General features: G+C 71.2%; 14 protein-coding genes. 6 read left to right on the top strand and 8 right to left on the bottom strand.

Annotated features, from left to right (window positions below; all coding sequences use genetic code 11):
• Nucleotides 1–9: 9 nt before the first annotated feature.
• Nucleotides 10–594, top strand: coding sequence for a TetR/AcrR family transcriptional regulator (locus tag ACOBQU_RS00250; RefSeq protein ID WP_423623487.1), 585 nt, complete (start codon nucleotides 10–12; stop codon nucleotides 592–594).
• A 947-nt stretch (nucleotides 595–1541) separates the two neighbouring features.
• Nucleotides 1542–2231 (top strand): GntR family transcriptional regulator, encoded by a 690-nt coding sequence (locus ACOBQU_RS00245; protein WP_423623485.1) that lies wholly within the window; start codon nucleotides 1542–1544, stop codon nucleotides 2229–2231.
• A gap of 335 nt (nucleotides 2232–2566) precedes the next feature.
• Here ACOBQU_RS00245 and ACOBQU_RS00240 read toward each other — a convergent pair whose 3' ends face one another.
• The 5 genes from ACOBQU_RS00240 to ACOBQU_RS00220 all read right to left on the bottom strand — a co-directional run bounded on the left by ACOBQU_RS00240 (nucleotide 2567) and on the right by ACOBQU_RS00220 (nucleotide 6584).
• On the bottom strand, nucleotides 2567–3151 hold the full coding sequence (locus ACOBQU_RS00240) for a flavin reductase family protein (protein WP_423623483.1): 585 nt from the start codon (nucleotides 3149–3151) through the stop codon (nucleotides 2567–2569).
• A gap of 21 nt (nucleotides 3152–3172) precedes the next feature.
• Nucleotides 3173–3520, bottom strand: a complete 348-nt coding sequence (locus ACOBQU_RS00235) for a cupin domain-containing protein (RefSeq protein ID WP_423623481.1) — start codon at nucleotides 3518–3520, stop codon at nucleotides 3173–3175.
• A 71-nt stretch (nucleotides 3521–3591) separates the two neighbouring features.
• Nucleotides 3592–5055: a 4-hydroxyphenylacetate 3-hydroxylase family protein gene (locus ACOBQU_RS00230; RefSeq protein ID WP_423623479.1), complete on the bottom strand. Its 1464-nt coding sequence runs from the start codon at nucleotides 5053–5055 to the stop codon at nucleotides 3592–3594.
• On the bottom strand, nucleotides 5055–5711 hold the full coding sequence (locus ACOBQU_RS00225; RefSeq protein WP_423634169.1) for a DUF2848 family protein: 657 nt from the start codon (nucleotides 5709–5711) through the stop codon (nucleotides 5055–5057). The genes ACOBQU_RS00230 and ACOBQU_RS00225 overlap by 1 nt, the downstream gene beginning before the upstream one ends.
• 69 nt (nucleotides 5712–5780) lie before the next feature.
• Nucleotides 5781–6584, bottom strand: a complete 804-nt coding sequence (locus ACOBQU_RS00220) for a carbon-nitrogen family hydrolase (protein WP_423623477.1) — start codon at nucleotides 6582–6584, stop codon at nucleotides 5781–5783.
• A gap of 527 nt (nucleotides 6585–7111) precedes the next feature.
• On the opposite strand from ACOBQU_RS00220, the gene ACOBQU_RS00215 reads away from it, so the two are divergent.
• Nucleotides 7112–7564, top strand: a complete 453-nt coding sequence (locus ACOBQU_RS00215; protein ID WP_423623475.1) for a MarR family winged helix-turn-helix transcriptional regulator — start codon at nucleotides 7112–7114, stop codon at nucleotides 7562–7564.
• Between the two features lie 435 nt (nucleotides 7565–7999).
• Here ACOBQU_RS00215 and ACOBQU_RS00210 read toward each other — a convergent pair whose 3' ends face one another.
• Nucleotides 8000–8335 (bottom strand): hypothetical protein, encoded by a 336-nt coding sequence (locus tag ACOBQU_RS00210; RefSeq protein ID WP_423623473.1) that lies wholly within the window; start codon nucleotides 8333–8335, stop codon nucleotides 8000–8002.
• A 388-nt stretch (nucleotides 8336–8723) separates the two neighbouring features.
• Here ACOBQU_RS00210 and ACOBQU_RS00205 point away from each other — a divergent pair, with 388 nt between their 5' ends.
• Nucleotides 8724–11774, top strand: coding sequence for a glycosyl hydrolase (locus tag ACOBQU_RS00205; protein WP_423623471.1), 3051 nt, complete (start codon nucleotides 8724–8726; stop codon nucleotides 11772–11774).
• 225 nt (nucleotides 11775–11999) lie between these two features.
• Nucleotides 12000–12833, top strand: coding sequence for a nucleoside 2-deoxyribosyltransferase domain-containing protein (locus tag ACOBQU_RS00200; RefSeq protein WP_423623469.1), 834 nt, complete (start codon nucleotides 12000–12002; stop codon nucleotides 12831–12833).
• A 251-nt stretch (nucleotides 12834–13084) separates the two neighbouring features.
• Here ACOBQU_RS00200 and ACOBQU_RS00195 read toward each other — a convergent pair whose 3' ends face one another.
• Nucleotides 13085–13669 carry an RICIN domain-containing protein gene (locus tag ACOBQU_RS00195; RefSeq protein WP_423623467.1) on the bottom strand — a complete coding sequence of 195 codons (585 nt, stop codon included), beginning with the start codon at nucleotides 13667–13669 and terminating at the stop codon, nucleotides 13085–13087.
• A gap of 107 nt (nucleotides 13670–13776) precedes the next feature.
• On the bottom strand, nucleotides 13777–14079 hold the full coding sequence (locus ACOBQU_RS00190) for a hypothetical protein (protein WP_423623465.1): 303 nt from the start codon (nucleotides 14077–14079) through the stop codon (nucleotides 13777–13779).
• Between the two features lie 51 nt (nucleotides 14080–14130).
• On the opposite strand from ACOBQU_RS00190, the gene ACOBQU_RS00185 reads away from it, so the two are divergent.
• Nucleotides 14131–14274: a hypothetical protein gene (locus ACOBQU_RS00185; protein ID WP_423623463.1), complete on the top strand. Its 144-nt coding sequence runs from the start codon at nucleotides 14131–14133 to the stop codon at nucleotides 14272–14274.
• The last annotated feature ends 641 nt before the right edge of the window (nucleotides 14275–14915 follow it).

Below are 14915 nucleotides of genomic sequence, written 5' to 3'. Positions count from 1 at the left end.
GAGGAGATCATGACCGGTCAGCGCTCGGACGCCCGACGCAACTACCAGCACATCCTCGCCGTCGCCGAAGCCGAGGTCGCCGCGCACGGCGCCGAGGTGTCCCGGGAGCAGATCGCCCGCATCGCAGGCGTCGGTTCGGCGACCGTGCGCCGTCACTTCCCCACCCGCCGTGCCCTGCTCGAAGCCGTCTTTCAGGAGCGCATCGAGGGCCTGTGCGAGCGCGCCCACCAGCTGGGTGCTGCCGAGGACGGCCGCGCTGCCCTCCTGGAGTGGCTCCACGCCCTCGTCCGCTACGCCGTCTCAGCCCGCGGATTCGCCAACACCCTCAGCTACGAGCCTCCCACCGAGGAACCCTCCCCGCACTCCTGTGGCAACAGAATCGCCGCGGCCGGAACTCCCCTGCTGCGGCGGGCCATTCGCGACAAGGCGGTCGCACCGCACGTCACCTTTCACGACCTGCTGACCCTCGCCGTCGGCATCGCCCTGGCCACCGAGCACCACAAGGACCCCGAGACCCAGGCCGACCGCCTCTTCCGCCTCGCTGTGGAAGGGCTCAGCCCCGAGCACGGCATCGCTGGGGCATCCGGGAACTGATGATCTCCGGTATGGGTGTGTACGGGTGCCTCGGTACGGGTGTACGGGTGTACGGGTGACGGAAAGTCTGCCTAACGGGCGGTTGGGGCAAGCGGGATGCCCCATCGGTGACAACCGTCGTGGCTCGACCGGTCCTCTCCGTCAGCTCACCCGGCCTCGCTGGCGGCGCTCCCCGGCGCCTGGCACGCCCGGGCTCCGCCAGCCGGTCGACCAGGCGAAGCTCGAAGCGCCGCCGCGCGCAGCGCCGTCCGCAGCGATCCGCGCCTGGGCGTTCCCGTCCTCGACGAGGAGACCCTGGAGGCCATCGGGGTACTCGACTGGGAACTGGCCACCCTGGGAGGTCCGCTGAGGGACCTCGGCGGAGCCAAAGCCCGCTGGGAGCAGGCCGACGGCGGCCGCATGACCCGGGCGACGCGCCGCCGCTGCCGCGTCCCTCATCTGCCGTCCGCCACGGCTGGGCATCCGCCGGATCACAGGACTGCGACGTCCTGTCGAGCGCGGGCCGCGCTCAGGCTTCCGCCGTCGGCCGAGTACTCACCCGCCGCGGACTGCGCGCCCCGTACCTCTCGGCAGGCACCCTCACCCGTCAGTGCGACACGACCCGCATCTCCGCCGAAGCAGCCGCCCGGCGGATCGCCCGCGAACGAGAACCACGCCGGGGAGCACCCTCGTAGTGTCGTACGTCCTCGTCACCGGTATCTCCAGTGGTACGCGGGCGGCGGCTGGGGAGGTCGGCCAGCACGGGGCGGCTCCGACGGACCACGCATCACACGCCAGTCCAGCGCCCCTCCCGTTCTCCATAACGAACCGGCCGCTTGGACACCTCGGAACCGGGGTGCCCCTTCACAGCCCTCCGGCCAGAGGGACTTCCGCTGCCCGGAGGGCGGCCACCGGCCCCGGCTCACCGCTGTTGCGTAGGTGACATCCGGCTTGTATACATGTCGCCCATGAGCAGCACACACGGCCTGCCCTCCCGGGCCGGATCGGCGCAGGACGTGACCTACCGCTGGCTGAAGCGGCACATCGCGCACATGCCTCGGCGCGAGGGGTCCTTCCTCACGGAGTCGGAGGTCGCGCAGGCGGCCGGAACCTCCCGTACCCCGGTACGGGAAGCCCTGCTGCGCCTGGAGACCGAGGGGTTCGTCCAGATCGTGCCGAAGAAGGGCGCTTTCGTCCCGCCGATCTCGGATGCCGAGGTGCGCTCGGTGATGCAGGCCCGCGAACTCGTCGAGGACTGGTGTGTCCGCCAAGTCGTCGCACGGGGACCGGAGTTCGCGGCGGAGCTGGACCGGTACGTCGAGGAGCAGGAGAGCCTCCTGGACGATCACGTCGCCTTCATCGAGTGCGACCGGGCCTTCCACCGCGCGATCGTACGGAGCGCTGGCAACCCGGTGCTCGCCGACTTCTACGAGTCGCTGCGGGACCGGCAGATCCGGATGGGGCTGCGCGCGGTCGTCGGCACCGCCGACCGGGCGCGCAATGTCCTCGCCGAGCACCGTGCCATCGTCGAGGCCGTGCGTGCCGGTGCGGCCGACAAGGCCGGGCAGGCGGTTTCCACGCATCTGGCGGGCACGCTGGCGGCGCTGAACGTCCTCGACGGCGGCGCCGACTGGGGCGGCGGAGCCGCGCCTCGCTGAGCACGACGGCGTCGGCGAGCATGCCCCGCGCCAGGGGCCGGGGTGCGCTGGTGGCGGTGTGCCGGTTGACCATGTGGATGTTCAGGCGCGGGTTGCGGCAGGGGGGGCGTCCGATGAGCTGGGCATGCGCGATCTCGACTCCTGGCGGCCGGGACCGGGGTGGTCCTGAGCGGAGGCATAGGCGGATGGCCGGGCGCCCCGGTGACCGTGTCGGCGGCCACCGGGACACGGGACCACTGGTGCCCGGGCATCCACGGAAGGGAAGAGACGGGGGAATCGAGGCGAAAGAGAGTGAAATGGGGGAGTGGGGATGAGAGCCGAGCCGTCCGGTCCGGTCAGAAGAACCACTGCGCGGGCTCGTGCCCGCGCTCGGCGATGTCGCTGAACTTGCCGCCGAGGAAGCCGAGCGGCTCACCGTCACGTTCGTAGGTGTCGAGTACCTCGCCGATGACGACGCTGTGGTCGCCAGCGACGAAGTGCCGCTCGACCGTGCACTCCAGACGAGCGAACGCGTCCGGGATGACGGGGACGTGAAGCTGCCCGTGGATGACGTCGAGTCCGGCGAAGTGGTCGGCGCCGCGCTGGGCGAAGCGCGTCGCGAGGTGTTCCTGACGGGAGGAGAGGATGTTCACCGCGAACCGCCCCGAAGCGGTGACGGCCTCGGTGGTGCGCGCGCCCGTGGTGAGGCACACCAGGAGCAGCGGCGGATCCAGCGAGACGGAGGTGAGCGAGTTGACGGTCATGCCGTGCGGCGCGCCATCGGCGCTGGTGGTGACCACTGCGACGCCGGTGGCGAAGCGGCCCATGGTGCGCCGCATCGTCAGGGGTTCCACGGCGGAGACCGGGGACTCAAGGGTGACCGGGGGTTCGGGGGTGGCCGGGGATTCGGGGGCGGCCGCCGGGGACAAGGGGGTAGCCATGGAGGGCTCCAAGGGGTCGGTTCAGGTGGTGCGGTAGCGGACCTCGAAGGTCGTGACGCCCTCGTCGGTGCGCCAGGGGCCGTGCTCCATGCCCGGCGGGCGGCAGGCGTACTGGCCCGCACTGAAGGTCTGATCGAGGGTCAGGTCGTGGAAGGAGCCCTCCAGGATGTAGACCTCCTCCCAGAAGTCGTGCTTCTGGACGCCCATCGGGGAGGAGTCGGCGCCCGGCTCGTACCGCAGGATGCGGGTGGCGACGCCGCTCTCGGGGTCCTTGGCGAGGATCCGCTCGGTGATCTTCGGATCGTCGCCGGGGCACACCGTGAGGGGTATCTCTGTGACCGGGAAGAACTCGAACTCCGGCTTGTTCATGGGAAGGTGCTCCTCAGTGCTCTGAATGGCTCGGCATGTGTCGATCGCCGCAGGGGTGTCAGGCAGGGGTGTCAGGCAGGGATGGAGTCGAGGCCGTAGCCCGACAGGAAGGCGTCGACGTCGGCGACGGGCCCGTCGAACCCGTAGTTGCGGTAGGCGTAGCCCTTCACGACGAACGGGGCGCCCGCGTAGAACAGCTCGTACTGGTGGTGGCGGCCCGCGAACTCGCTGCCCACCGCGTCCCAGGCGAGCTTGAAGAGCTTCACGCGCTCCTCTGCCTCCGCGTGGGGGCTGTGGACATAGCGGTCGATGTCGGCACGCGACTCGGGGTGGGTCATGTCGGCGACGCTGGACGGGACCTGGAGGACACCGCCGCCGACCAGGTCCCGCAGGATGGCGAGGACGCGGGGGTACAGCTCGGACTGCAGGCCCATCGCGCCGTACACCGCGCGAGCGCCGGGGCGCCACAGGCCCTGCCCGTCGGGCTCGGCGGTGTACTCGGCGGCGAGCACCCCGGACTCCACGAGCGAGGCCAGGCTGGCGAGTTCGCCGAGCTTCTCGACCACCCCGGGGAACCGGTCGACCCCGTTGACGGCGGTGACCTTGCGGGCGAGTCCGGCGAGGAACTGCAGCTTCACCGCGAAGCGGGTCTGCGCCTGCCAGTTGCCCAGGACGTGTGCGCCGGTGTCGAAGAACTGCCGCCGCAGACCGGCCACATCGCGGTAGACGAACAGCCGCTCCCACGGGATGAACACGTCGTTGAAGACGAGCAGCGCGTCGGTCTCGTCGAAGCGCGTGGTCAGCGGATAGTCGTACGCGCTGCTCGCGGCCGGAGCGTACGGGCGTCGGCAGTACAGCTTGAGGCCGTCGGCGCCCACCGGAACGGCGAAGCTCAGCGCGAAGTCGGTGTCCTCCGGGCCGAGCGGCTTGATGCAGGACACGAAGATCTCGTCGGCGACCGCACCGCCGGTGGCCAGCATCTGCGCGCCCCGGACCACGATGCCGTCGGCCCGCTCCTCGGCGACCCCGACCTGCACCAGCTCGCCGTCCCAGGCGTGCGCGGTGGTGGCCCGGGAGACCTGCGGCGGGATGATCGCGTACGAGAGGTAGAGGTCCTCGTCGACGATGCGCTGGTGGTACGCGGCGATGTTCGCGGCGAAGTCGTGCTCACCGGACTGCGCGGCGAAGGCCTCCGGGTGGGCGGCGAACGCGGCGAAGAACGCACCCACATGGTCGGGGCTGCGGCCCACCCAGCCGTGCGTCTCACGCGCCCACACGGTGGCGGCCTCCCGGTACGCGGTGAGGTCCTCGCGGCTGCGCGGCGTGGTGAACAGGCGGTTGACAGTGGCCCCGGTGCCGGGGTCGGTCCGCGCGATGCCGGACGCGGGGTCGGCGGCGGTGTCGAAGAGGCCCGCGATGGTCCGGGCGATCGGCGCGAACGCCGGATGGTGGGCGACGTCCGGTACGGGCTCGCCGTCCACGAAGACACGGCGGGCGTCCTTGAGCGAGGCGAGGTAGTCGGATCCGGTGCGCATCACACACTCCTGAGCTTGGTCTCGTAACGGTGGGTCAGAGCGGTGCCGTCGGGGAGGCCCAGGCACACGCGCCAGTGGCTGCCGTGCACGAACGCCCCGGTGAGCAGCGGGAACGTGCCGCAGAAGAGCACCAGGTCGCCGGGGATCCCGCCGAGCACGGCGGTCATCCGCTCCACGAGTTCGCCGGGATGCCGCAGCGTGGCGGCGCTGCCCTGCTGGTACGGGGTGCCGTCGACGGTGGATTCGGCGGCGACCGCGTCCCAGTCGAGGGCCGACAGGTCCGGGCCGATCTCCACGACCGTGTCGCCGACGGGCTTCGGGCAGGCGGCCTTGGCAGCGGCGATGTCGGCGCGCTCCAACTCCCGGTCCGTGTGGTCGGAGCCGACGGCCAGGAAGTACCGGCCGCCGTGCCGCACGATCACCGGCTCGACCTCGCCGGAGGTGGCGGCACCGGCCACCTCGATCACCGCGTCGGTGGTGACCAGGCGGGGGTCGAGGTCGTAGAAGGCGGGCACCGAGGAGGGCGGCGGGACGCCGATGGCGGCCAACTCGGCGATGTGATGGTCCACGGAGGCCCGGTCGCGGGCCGTGTATCCGGCGACGATCAGCCGCGCCGGGGCGATCTCCAGTCGCTCTCCGGTACGGGTGACGCGCAGGGTCGGGGGTGAGGTCGGGGCTGAGGCACGGTTGCTTCCTCGTCGTTCGGCAGGGGAGTACGGGGTTCTTCACTGGTCGGAATCGGCGTGAGCCGCGGGCCAGTTGCGGTCCGCGAGCACCGGGAACTCGGCGCGCACCGTGTCGACCAGGGCCGCGTCGACATCGCAGAACGTCACGCCCTCCGCGGTGCCCGCCTCGGCCAGGACAGTGCCCCAGGGGTCCACGACCCTGCTGTGGCCGCCGAGTTCGACGCCACCGTGCTGGAATCCGACGGCGTTGCAGGCGATGAGCAGCACCTGCTCCTCGACGGCCCGGCAGCTGGTGAACAGCCGCCAGTGCTCGCGCCGGGCGGCGGGCCAGGCCGCCGGGACGACCACCGTCTTGGCGCCGCGGTCCACGAGTCCGCGCCACAGCTCGGGGAAGCGCAAGTCGTAGCAGGTGGTGGCGCCGAGCGGGCCGAACGGGGTGTCGGTGACGTCCAACGAGGCGCCGGGCGTGAGGAGTTCGGCCTCGCGCGAGGCGTACCCGAAGACGTGCACCTTGCGGTAGGTGTGCGCGACCTTCCCTTCGGGGTCGAGCAGGACAGCCGTGTTGGAGAGGCGGCCCCGCGCGTCACGCTCCACGATGCTGCCGAGGTGGACGTACGCGCCGATGTCCCGTGCCCAGGTGCGGGCGGCCTCGACGGTGGGTCCGTCCAGGGGCTCGGCCCGCGCTGCGTAGTCATCGAAGGCGAAGTAGCCGACGGCCCACAACTCCGGCAGCACGACCAGGTCGGCGCCGCGCGCCTCGGCCACCATCCGCCCGACGCGTTCACGGCGCTGGCCCGGGGTCTCCTCGATGGGGCTGGCGACCTGGACGAGCGCGATCCTCATACGTCCGCCCTCCTCGCCCAAGCGTCCTCCTGGGTCGTCATGCGTCCTCCTTGGCCTTCTGTGCGCGGCTCACCCGGGGTAGGCCGGGTCGGCCGCGGTTGGTGAGGGTGCTGAAGAGGCGCTCTGCGCCGCCTCCGGTCGGGTGAGCTAGGCCGTGAACTCGGTTCTGGCAGTGCGAACTTGACGGTAGGAGCCGCCCTCGACGGACCCCGGTCCGACCGTGAGCCCAGGCTTGGTGCATTGCTCATGAGCGACATGTATACAAGCGGTTCATCAGGCGGACAAGGCCTGTCTCCAAAACCTCGAAAGGTGCCAATGCTACGGAGAGTAAGTGCGACAGGGCGCGCCACAGGCCCCGTTGACGGTTAAGGCGCGCAGGTGGCAAGGGGGCTGCGACCGGCGCAATCGGGGGTGCTGCGAGCCCCGTCGACCGTCGAGCTGTCACGTAAAGTTATGGCGTATGCGTCCTACTTGCTGGACGGTATAGTCCGTACACGTCCTAATCAAGAGCCCGGAGGCGGAAAACCATGGCGCCGAAGCGTGCGGACGACCGCGTCCTGCTCGAAGCGATCAGCGGGCTCGGTCCGCTGGCCCGTCAGTTGAACCAGCTCCACACCCGGCTCTGGCACGAGCAGGTGCACCGCGAACTGACCGGGCCGCAGTTCACCGTCCTGAGCCTGCTGCAGACGCGCGGCGCCATGGACCAGGGCACGCTGGGCGCCCTCGCCCGCCTCGACAAGTCGACGGCGGCCCCCCTGCTCGAACGGCTGCACAGCAAGGGCCTCGTGGACATCACCAGGGACGACAGCGACCGGCGCCGCAAGGTCGTCCGCATCACCGAAAGCGGCCGGGACCTGGCGGTCCGGCTCGCGCCCACGGTCGTCGCGGTGAGCGAGCAGATGCTCACCGGTTTCTCCCCCGAGGAGCGCGACCAGTTCCTCGGCCTCCTGCACCGGCTGGTCCAGCCGCCGCAACCCTGAGGCGCGTGACGATCGGCCCGCCGAGCAGGACCGGGGGCGTAACGTGGGCGTCCTACGGTTCACGCAGCCGGGGGCGGGGCCAGCCCAAGTACTGCTTGAACAGGCGAAATATGTGCTCCAGGGCGAACCTGCACCGGTAGCAGGATCAGGCGAAGTCGACGTAAGCCGGGTCGGCGCCGATCGCACGCCGCTGAGCTTCGAGTCCTGGCACGCCTGCGGAATGGAGCCTGACGCCGGGCGTCAGGCTCCATTCCGCAGGCGGCTGTGCCGTGCCCGGCGCAGCCCCGGATACGGGCACGGAAAACGCCCCTCGGCCACACCGGCGCTTGTCCTGTGCCACGGTTTGCAACGGTTCGAAGAGCCGGTGGTAGACGCTCGGCCGAGACCGGCTGGCCGCACCGACGGCCTGATCGCGTGCGCCGTCGCCCTGGCGTTCTAGCTGATGGACTGGTCGAGTGCCCAGATCAGCCAGACGAAGACGGCCACCAGCAGCATGATGGCCGCTATGCCGAGCGCGATACCCATCCGTGCCCGCGCGGCGTCGACGTTCGGGCGGCCCTGTACCCGGTGCAGCACGATCAGACCACAGACGATCGCGGCGATCCCCGCGGGAGCGATACCGCCCCACAGAAGGAAGCGGGTCTGATCCGGCAGCGGGGCGAACACCGGGAAGACAATCAACGCGAACGCGGCCACGCCCAGCACCAGCGACGACGTACCCCGCACCTGCGTCCGTGCCGCGCTGGCCTCGCTCATCTGCTCGGAAGTCATGCCCGGGATGCTAGGCAGCGGGCAGCAGGCACCGCCTGGGCACGCGTACCTAGATCCCCCTGAGTAGCTGCCCGCGAACCAGCCACACGCATCGCGACTCGCCCATCCACTTCTACAGCCTGACGGTGAGTGAGTCGACGCGGTCGGCGCCCGTCGACCGCTCGGCCCCGCACGGTCGGAGTGGGCGCGAGGGCCCCGTTCGGCGGTGCGGGGCAGGGGGCCGTCATCCGCCCTCCTCGGCGTCGCAGCTCCGCTCCGGGGACAGATCCCCGGGGTTCCGAAGGTGCCCGGTCGCATTCTTTGGTCGCCCGTCGCTAGACCATCGGCCGATGGCGGCGCCCGTCACCCCTCTCCATTCTTGGGTCAACTCCCAGGGAGAGGACGGTAGATGACCACCGACCAGAACGGCTCCGGCATCGACCGGCGTATGTTCCTCGGGGGGTTCGGAGCCCTCGGCGTGACGCTGGCGCTGCCGGACGCGGAGGCGTTTCCCGCGGCGGACGGCAACGCGGGCGCCACGGGGACGTCCTCCGCGTACGACCATATGGCCGAGACGTTTCGGAACCCGGGGCCGCGGCTTCGCCCCCGCGTCACCTGGTGGTGGCCCGGACCGGCCGTGCGGGACGCCGAACTCCGCGCTGAGATCAGTGAGTTGGTGAAGGCGGGCTTCGGAGGGGCGCAGTTCTTCGAGACCCCCGGCCTCGCCCACCCGAACGACCAGCGTCCGCCCGAACGGTTCCTGTGGGGCACACCCCACTGGGCCCGCCGCATCGAGGCGGCCCTGCGGGCGGCACGCGAGCACGGCTTCCGCATCGACTTCCAGGTGAGCTCGGGCTGGCCGTGGAACAGCCCCGCCGTGTCCGGCCGGTTCTCCGCCCTCGCCCAGCAGCAACTCGTCTTCGGACACCGGGAAGTGACAGGGCCCACCCGGTTCAGCGGCACCCCGCCGCGACCCGGCGACGCGGACCCGCGCGGCGCGCACCTTGTGGCCGCCGTAGCCGCCCGGCTCCAGGCCCCGCGAGTCCTGGACCCACGGCACAGCAGGGACCTCACGCCGACCCTGGACGGGCAGGGCAGGGTGCACTGGACGGTGCCCGAGGGCCGATGGGTCGTGTTCGGATTCTGGCAGGCACCCACCGGCCAGCGGTCCAACGACAGTACGAGGCCGAACGACCCGCTGGTCCTCGACCAGCTCAACCCGGACGCCACCAGGGCGGCGACCGCCGACCTCGACCGGCGCCTCCTCAAGCGCCTCGGGCCGCTCGCCGCCGAGGTCGCCGACCGCTTCCACGACGATTCGCTGGAGTTCGCGTTCGGCGGACTGCTGTGGACCGGCCGGTTCCTGGAGGAGTTCCGCGCCCGCCGGGGCTACGACCCGGCCGCCTTCCTCCCGGCGCTGGCCGTCGTCGGCTGGCACAGCATCGACTTCGAGGCCGAAGGACCGGCCTACGACTACTCCGGCAGCGTCGGCCACCGCGTCCGGCACGACTACAACGAGACACTGACGGAGCTGTGGAGGGACCACCACGTGCGCCCGGCCCGCGCCTGGGCCCGCGGGCACGGCCTCGACTTCCAGGGGCGCGGGCACATGCTGACCATGGACGTCGTCGCCATCAACCAGGAGTACGCGGCACCGGACGCCGACCCGTTCGACGGCCCGGTCGCGTTCACGCGGACCCTCAGCTCGGGCGGCCGCCTGGCCGGGCGCGAGATCGCCTCGATGGAACTCGGGGACATCACCCACGGCGACTACATGATCACCCCCGAGGCCCTGAAGTACCTCGCCGACAAGGGATTCGTCGGCGGGGCGAACGAACTGGTCCTCCACGGATACCCGTACAAGCACGCTCACGGCGCGGGCTGGCCGTCGTGGTGGCCGTGGTCGTCCGAGCACGACCTCGCCGGACGGGAGTACGGGTTCAGCGAAGGACTCACCCCGGCGCTGCCGCTGTGGCGGCACCTGCGACCGCTCACCGACTACTTCGCCCGGGCGCAGACGGTGCTCAGGACGGGGCGTCCCGTCACCGACATCGCCCTCTACCGCGACGTGCAGGGATACGGCCGCGTCGACGACCCCCGCACGGACGAGCGTGGCGAACCGCTGCTGGACGCCGCCCTGGCCGCGTCGGGATACAGCTTCGACGTCGTCGACCCCGGTTCCCTCGCCCGCGAGGACACGGCGGTGCGTGACGGGCGGCTGGTGGTGGGGGCCCCGAGCTATGGCGCCCTGGTCGTCGAGCTGGACGCGTCCAAGCACCTAGGGGTCGTCGACTGCAGCGACGCCATGTCCGCGGCCGTGGCGCGGCACCTCGTGGCCTTCGCGCGCGACGGGCTGCCGATCGTGTTCGTCGGCCGCTTCCCTGACCGGGGAGCGGGCTACCGCGACCCCCAGCGGGAGGACGCGGAGGTGCGCGACGCCGTGGCGCGGCTCCGACGCTCCCCGAGGGTCTGCCTGGTACGGGACGAGGCGGGCGTTCCCGAGGCGCTGGCACACCTCGGGGTGCGGCCCGACGTGGCGTTCGACCGTCCGCAGCGGGTGCACGGCGTGCACCGGCGGACTCCCACGGCCGACTACTGGTTCCTGTGCAACACCTCAGCCGTCCTGGACAAGACCATCCGGCTCGTCGGCGGGGCGACCGCCCGCTTCACGGCCTCCTTCGCGGTCGGCGAGCGGGCCCCTGACCTCTGGGACCTGTGGACCGGCGAGATCCGGCCACTGGGCCGCTACCGGGTCGGCGGCGGGAGGGTCGAGGTACCGATCGAGCTGGCGCCCGGCGAAAGCACGGTGATCGGTTTCGAACGGCCCGTCGGTCGGCACGCCGAGTCCACCACGGCGGACGACGTCGTCGTCCGCGAGCACCAACTGCGCCTGCGCACCACCAGAGCAGGCACGGCGACCGCCCGGCTCGACGACGGACGGACGGTCACGGTCGACTTCGGGTCCCTCCCCGGCCCTCTGGAGCCGCAGCACTGGTCGCTGCGCGTGGACGGCGCGGTCCCCAGCGGCAAGGAACGCCACACGCTCCGCCTCGCCCGCCTGGTGGACTGGCGGACCCTTCCCCGACTGCGGACGACATCAGGCACCGGCACCTACCGGACGACGGTCACGCTCGACGAGCACTGGACCGCCCCGAACCACGGCGCCTACCTCGAACTCGGCCGCGTCGAGGGCGGCGTCCAGGTCCGGGTCAACGGGCGGCACGCCCACCCGGCCAGCGTGGCCCCGCCCCGGATCGACATCGGCGCCCTGCTGCGGCAGGGCCGGAACGTCATCGAGGTCGAGGTCACCACGACGCTGAAGAACCGCCTGACCGCGCTCGCGGAGCAGGGCGTACCCGGCTACTCCCGCTTTCTCGAACGCCCCGTCAGAACACAGCCCTACGGGTTGCTCGGACCGGTACGCCTCGTCCCCTACGCCGAGCACGGCATCGAGACGTGAACCCGTCCGGCCCCGCGCACACCCAGGTGGACGAGACGTCCCCGCGATAGCCGACGACGACCGCCGGGAGGCCGACGGCAAGCCTGAGCGCCTCAGGGCCAGCCAGTACAGCCCGTACCCACCGAAGGGCGACAAGGCCACGGGCCAACTGACGGCGAGGCTCAGAATGTGGGCCCGGCGGCGACTGAGCGGCCCTCGAAGAACGTGGCCCGTACGCTGAGCGGCGTGACGGATCTTCAACGCCTCGTCGACGCCCTGGCCACCGACTACCTGCACGGCCGGTGGCAGCCGGAACCGACCGAGGAACACCGGGTGCGCACCCTGTCCGCCAACGCCAACACCAACGCCAGCGCCAACGCCAGCGCCCGCGCGGTCAGCGGCATGTCCCGTCTGGGCGAGGGCGGCATCATCACGGCCGCCGAGATCGCACAGTTCCTCCGCCCCGGGCCCGCCGAGCGGGGCGTGGACCAGTGGCGCATCGCCGAAGTCCTGCGCGCCTACCCGCACGGCGATCCCCTCGCGCAGGCCCTCGTACGACACCTCGTGCACGCGATCGCCGCCGACCAGCACCCCGGCCGCGCCCCGCACGCCGACCGCTACACCGAGGCCCCCGCCGAGCCCCCTGCCGATTCGCCCACCGTCTTCACCGCGGGCGGCATCACCGGAGCCAGAAACTGGCAGCTGTCCGCGACCCTGCAACTCCTCGCCTCCAGCCCGGCGCACGTCATCAACCCGCGCCGGGCCCACTTCGAGGTCGGCGACCCGCGGGCAGCGGTGGCACAGATCGCCTGGGAGCACTCAGCACTCGCGGCCGCGGACGTGATCCTTTTCTGGTTCCCCGCTGGCGCCGTGCAGCCCATCGCCCTGTACGAGCTCGGAGCGCACGCCGCCCGGGGCGCGGCGATCGCGGTCGGCACCGACCCCGCCTACGAGCGCCGCCTGGACGTGGTCGAACAACTCCGCCACGCCCGCCCCGAACTCACAGTCCACGACTCCCTGCCCGCCACGGTCCGCGCCGCCACCGCCCTGCTCCCTGCCACACCCGAAACGGACAGCTGACACGATGACCCGCCCCACACCTCCCGGGCGGCGACAGGCTGCACAACCTCACGCCCATGGGCGTAAGAGCCGTCGCCCGCGAGCTGGGGCACCCGGTGGGAGAGAGAGGGGTAACCCGGCCCGCGGCACGGGCTCCAGGGATCCCGCGGCTGAGGCACAGGAGGCTGGTGCCCCTGCGCCGATGCCTGGAGCGGGGGCACCAGCCTCCTCTCAGGCCCCGTACCGAAGGGTGCGCGGGAGGGTGCGCCCGTTCAGGCCCCTTGCAGGGAGAACATCATCGCCTTGTTGGAGTACTGCACGAGGAGCGCGCGTTCCTTGGCGAACTTGTCCTTCTGGATCGACACCCAGGCCCCGGAGTGCAGGACCTGCATCGCGAAGGGGCCGTTGGCGGGGTGGTGGTCGAGCCAGAACTTCTGGTTGGTGCCGATGTAGTCGCCGCAGTCGCCCTGCTGGAACGCCTGGCCGTCATCGGGCTTGTAGCCGACCATCGTGATGCACTGGTCGTTGAGCCGCGATCTGAACACCCAGTCCGTGCTCTGGGTCGGGCTCGGCCATCTACATGCCTGCCACTGCTGGTTGTGGCCTCCCCAGTACGGGTACTGGATGATGGCTCCGGGGTTCTCGGGCCCCTGGGAGATGTCGACGGCCATTCCCCCCGGCGTGTTGATGCGGTAGTAGCCGGGCTCGCAGATCCACCCGTCCCAGTTGGTGCCGGACGCGGCGGACGCGGGCGGCGCGGCGGGGAGCAGCGTCACGAGCGCCGCCGCCGCGGTGCCCAGGACGTAACGCAGTCGACGGCGGGTGGTGCGCGGTGCGCGTCGGAGCAGGTGGCTCACTCGGTTCTCCTTGGTCTGTGGGCTGTGGGTCGCGGTCGAACGGAGAGGGCGGCGGTACGAGGGCGACGGCGTGCCGCGTCGTCGGCTCGGCGTGCCCGGTGCGCGGTTCAGCACTTGCCCAGCCGGTCCTGTGCGGCGCGGCGCACGGTGCCGAGGGGCTCCAAGGCGGCGCAGTTGCGCACAACGGTGCCGATCTCAGGGGTCTCGAAGGTGGTGAAGGTGCCGTAGGCCGCGTCGCGGATGGCGTTGACCCACACGCCGGTGGTCGGCCCGGTCTGGGCGCACACGTACTTCACGTACTCGCCCTCGACCTTGCGGGTGCCCCGGTAGAGGCCGTACTGCCCCGCGCGGTTGAAGTTCCAGGTGTCGGTGATCTGATGGGTCTTCGTCGACGAGGTGGTCTTGGACACGGAGAAGCCGACCTTGGACTCGACCTTGAGGAACAGGGGGAGGCCGATGCGGTGATCTCCGTCCGCTCGTCGACAGTGGTGGTCACTGAGTCCTTCTGTTCGAGGGTCAGGGTCTTCTGGGCGGTGGTGCCCTCGGCGACCGTGACCGCCAGGAAGTCGGTGATCACCGGGGTGACCCTGGTCGTGACGTCGTAGTACATCGTGTCGACGGTCGGGTTGCACCTGCCCGTGGGGGGCGGCGGGGGTGCGGCGTGCGCGGGGGCCACGGCCAGCCCGCCGACCACTGCCGCGGCGGTGAGGGCGACGGGAACGGTGCGGCGTCTGCTGACGAGGGTGCGTTTCACGGTTCTCTCCTTGAGGTGCACGAAAAACCCTGGAATGCGTGGAGATGGGGGAGTGTGTGTCGAGGAACGAAGATGAGCATGCCAAGGAGGGACACGATTTCTTCACGGCACGGTCATGACGGCACCCGTCGGCATCGCCCTCCGGCTGCTCACCGCGTCCTCTTCCCGCACTACTGGTTTCCGCACTACTGGCGCGAATGTCCCTGGACCGCGAGGCCTGGCCCATTCAAGATGATCTTCTTGAGGGCGGCCGGATCCCGGCCGTTCCGTGTCGCTGTCCGGTGTCCACTGTCCGCGTCCGCGCAACGGAGGTCGTGTGGAGTTCAGGCTGCTGGGGCCGTTGGAGGTCCGGGTGGACGGCGAGCGCGTCGAACTCGGCGGGGCGCGTCAGCGCGGCCTGCTCGCGGCGCTTGCGCTGCGCCCGAACTGCGCCGTGCCGCTGGCACGGTTGGTCGACGCGGTGTGGGACGAGGATCCCCCGGCGACCGCCGA

The sequence above is a fragment of the Streptomyces sp. G45 genome (genome assembly GCF_049542095.1).
Lineage (GTDB): Bacteria > Actinomycetota > Actinomycetes > Streptomycetales > Streptomycetaceae > Streptomyces.
This window is presented reverse-complemented; position numbering and strand designations above follow the sequence as displayed.

What these genes read in the sequence shown, in the direction of transcription:
- ACOBQU_RS00250 (WP_423623487.1), top strand. Translation starts at nt 10, where the DNA reads ATGACCGGTCAGCGCTCGGACGCCCGACGCAACTACCAGCACATCCTC.
- ACOBQU_RS00245 (WP_423623485.1), top strand. Translation starts at nt 1,542, where the DNA reads ATGAGCAGCACACACGGCCTGCCCTCCCGGGCCGGATCGGCGCAGGAC.
- ACOBQU_RS00240 (WP_423623483.1), bottom strand. Translation starts at nt 3,151, where the DNA reads ATGGCTACCCCCTTGTCCCCGGCGGCCGCCCCCGAATCCCCGGCCACC.
- ACOBQU_RS00235 (WP_423623481.1), bottom strand. Translation starts at nt 3,520, where the DNA reads ATGAACAAGCCGGAGTTCGAGTTCTTCCCGGTCACAGAGATACCCCTC.
- ACOBQU_RS00230 (WP_423623479.1), bottom strand. Translation starts at nt 5,055, where the DNA reads ATGCGCACCGGATCCGACTACCTCGCCTCGCTCAAGGACGCCCGCCGT.
- ACOBQU_RS00220 (WP_423623477.1), bottom strand. Translation starts at nt 6,584, where the DNA reads ATGAGGATCGCGCTCGTCCAGGTCGCCAGCCCCATCGAGGAGACCCCG.
- ACOBQU_RS00215 (WP_423623475.1), top strand. Translation starts at nt 7,112, where the DNA reads ATGGCGCCGAAGCGTGCGGACGACCGCGTCCTGCTCGAAGCGATCAGC.
- ACOBQU_RS00210 (WP_423623473.1), bottom strand. Translation starts at nt 8,335, where the DNA reads ATGACTTCCGAGCAGATGAGCGAGGCCAGCGCGGCACGGACGCAGGTG.
- ACOBQU_RS00205 (WP_423623471.1), top strand. Translation starts at nt 8,724, where the DNA reads ATGACCACCGACCAGAACGGCTCCGGCATCGACCGGCGTATGTTCCTC.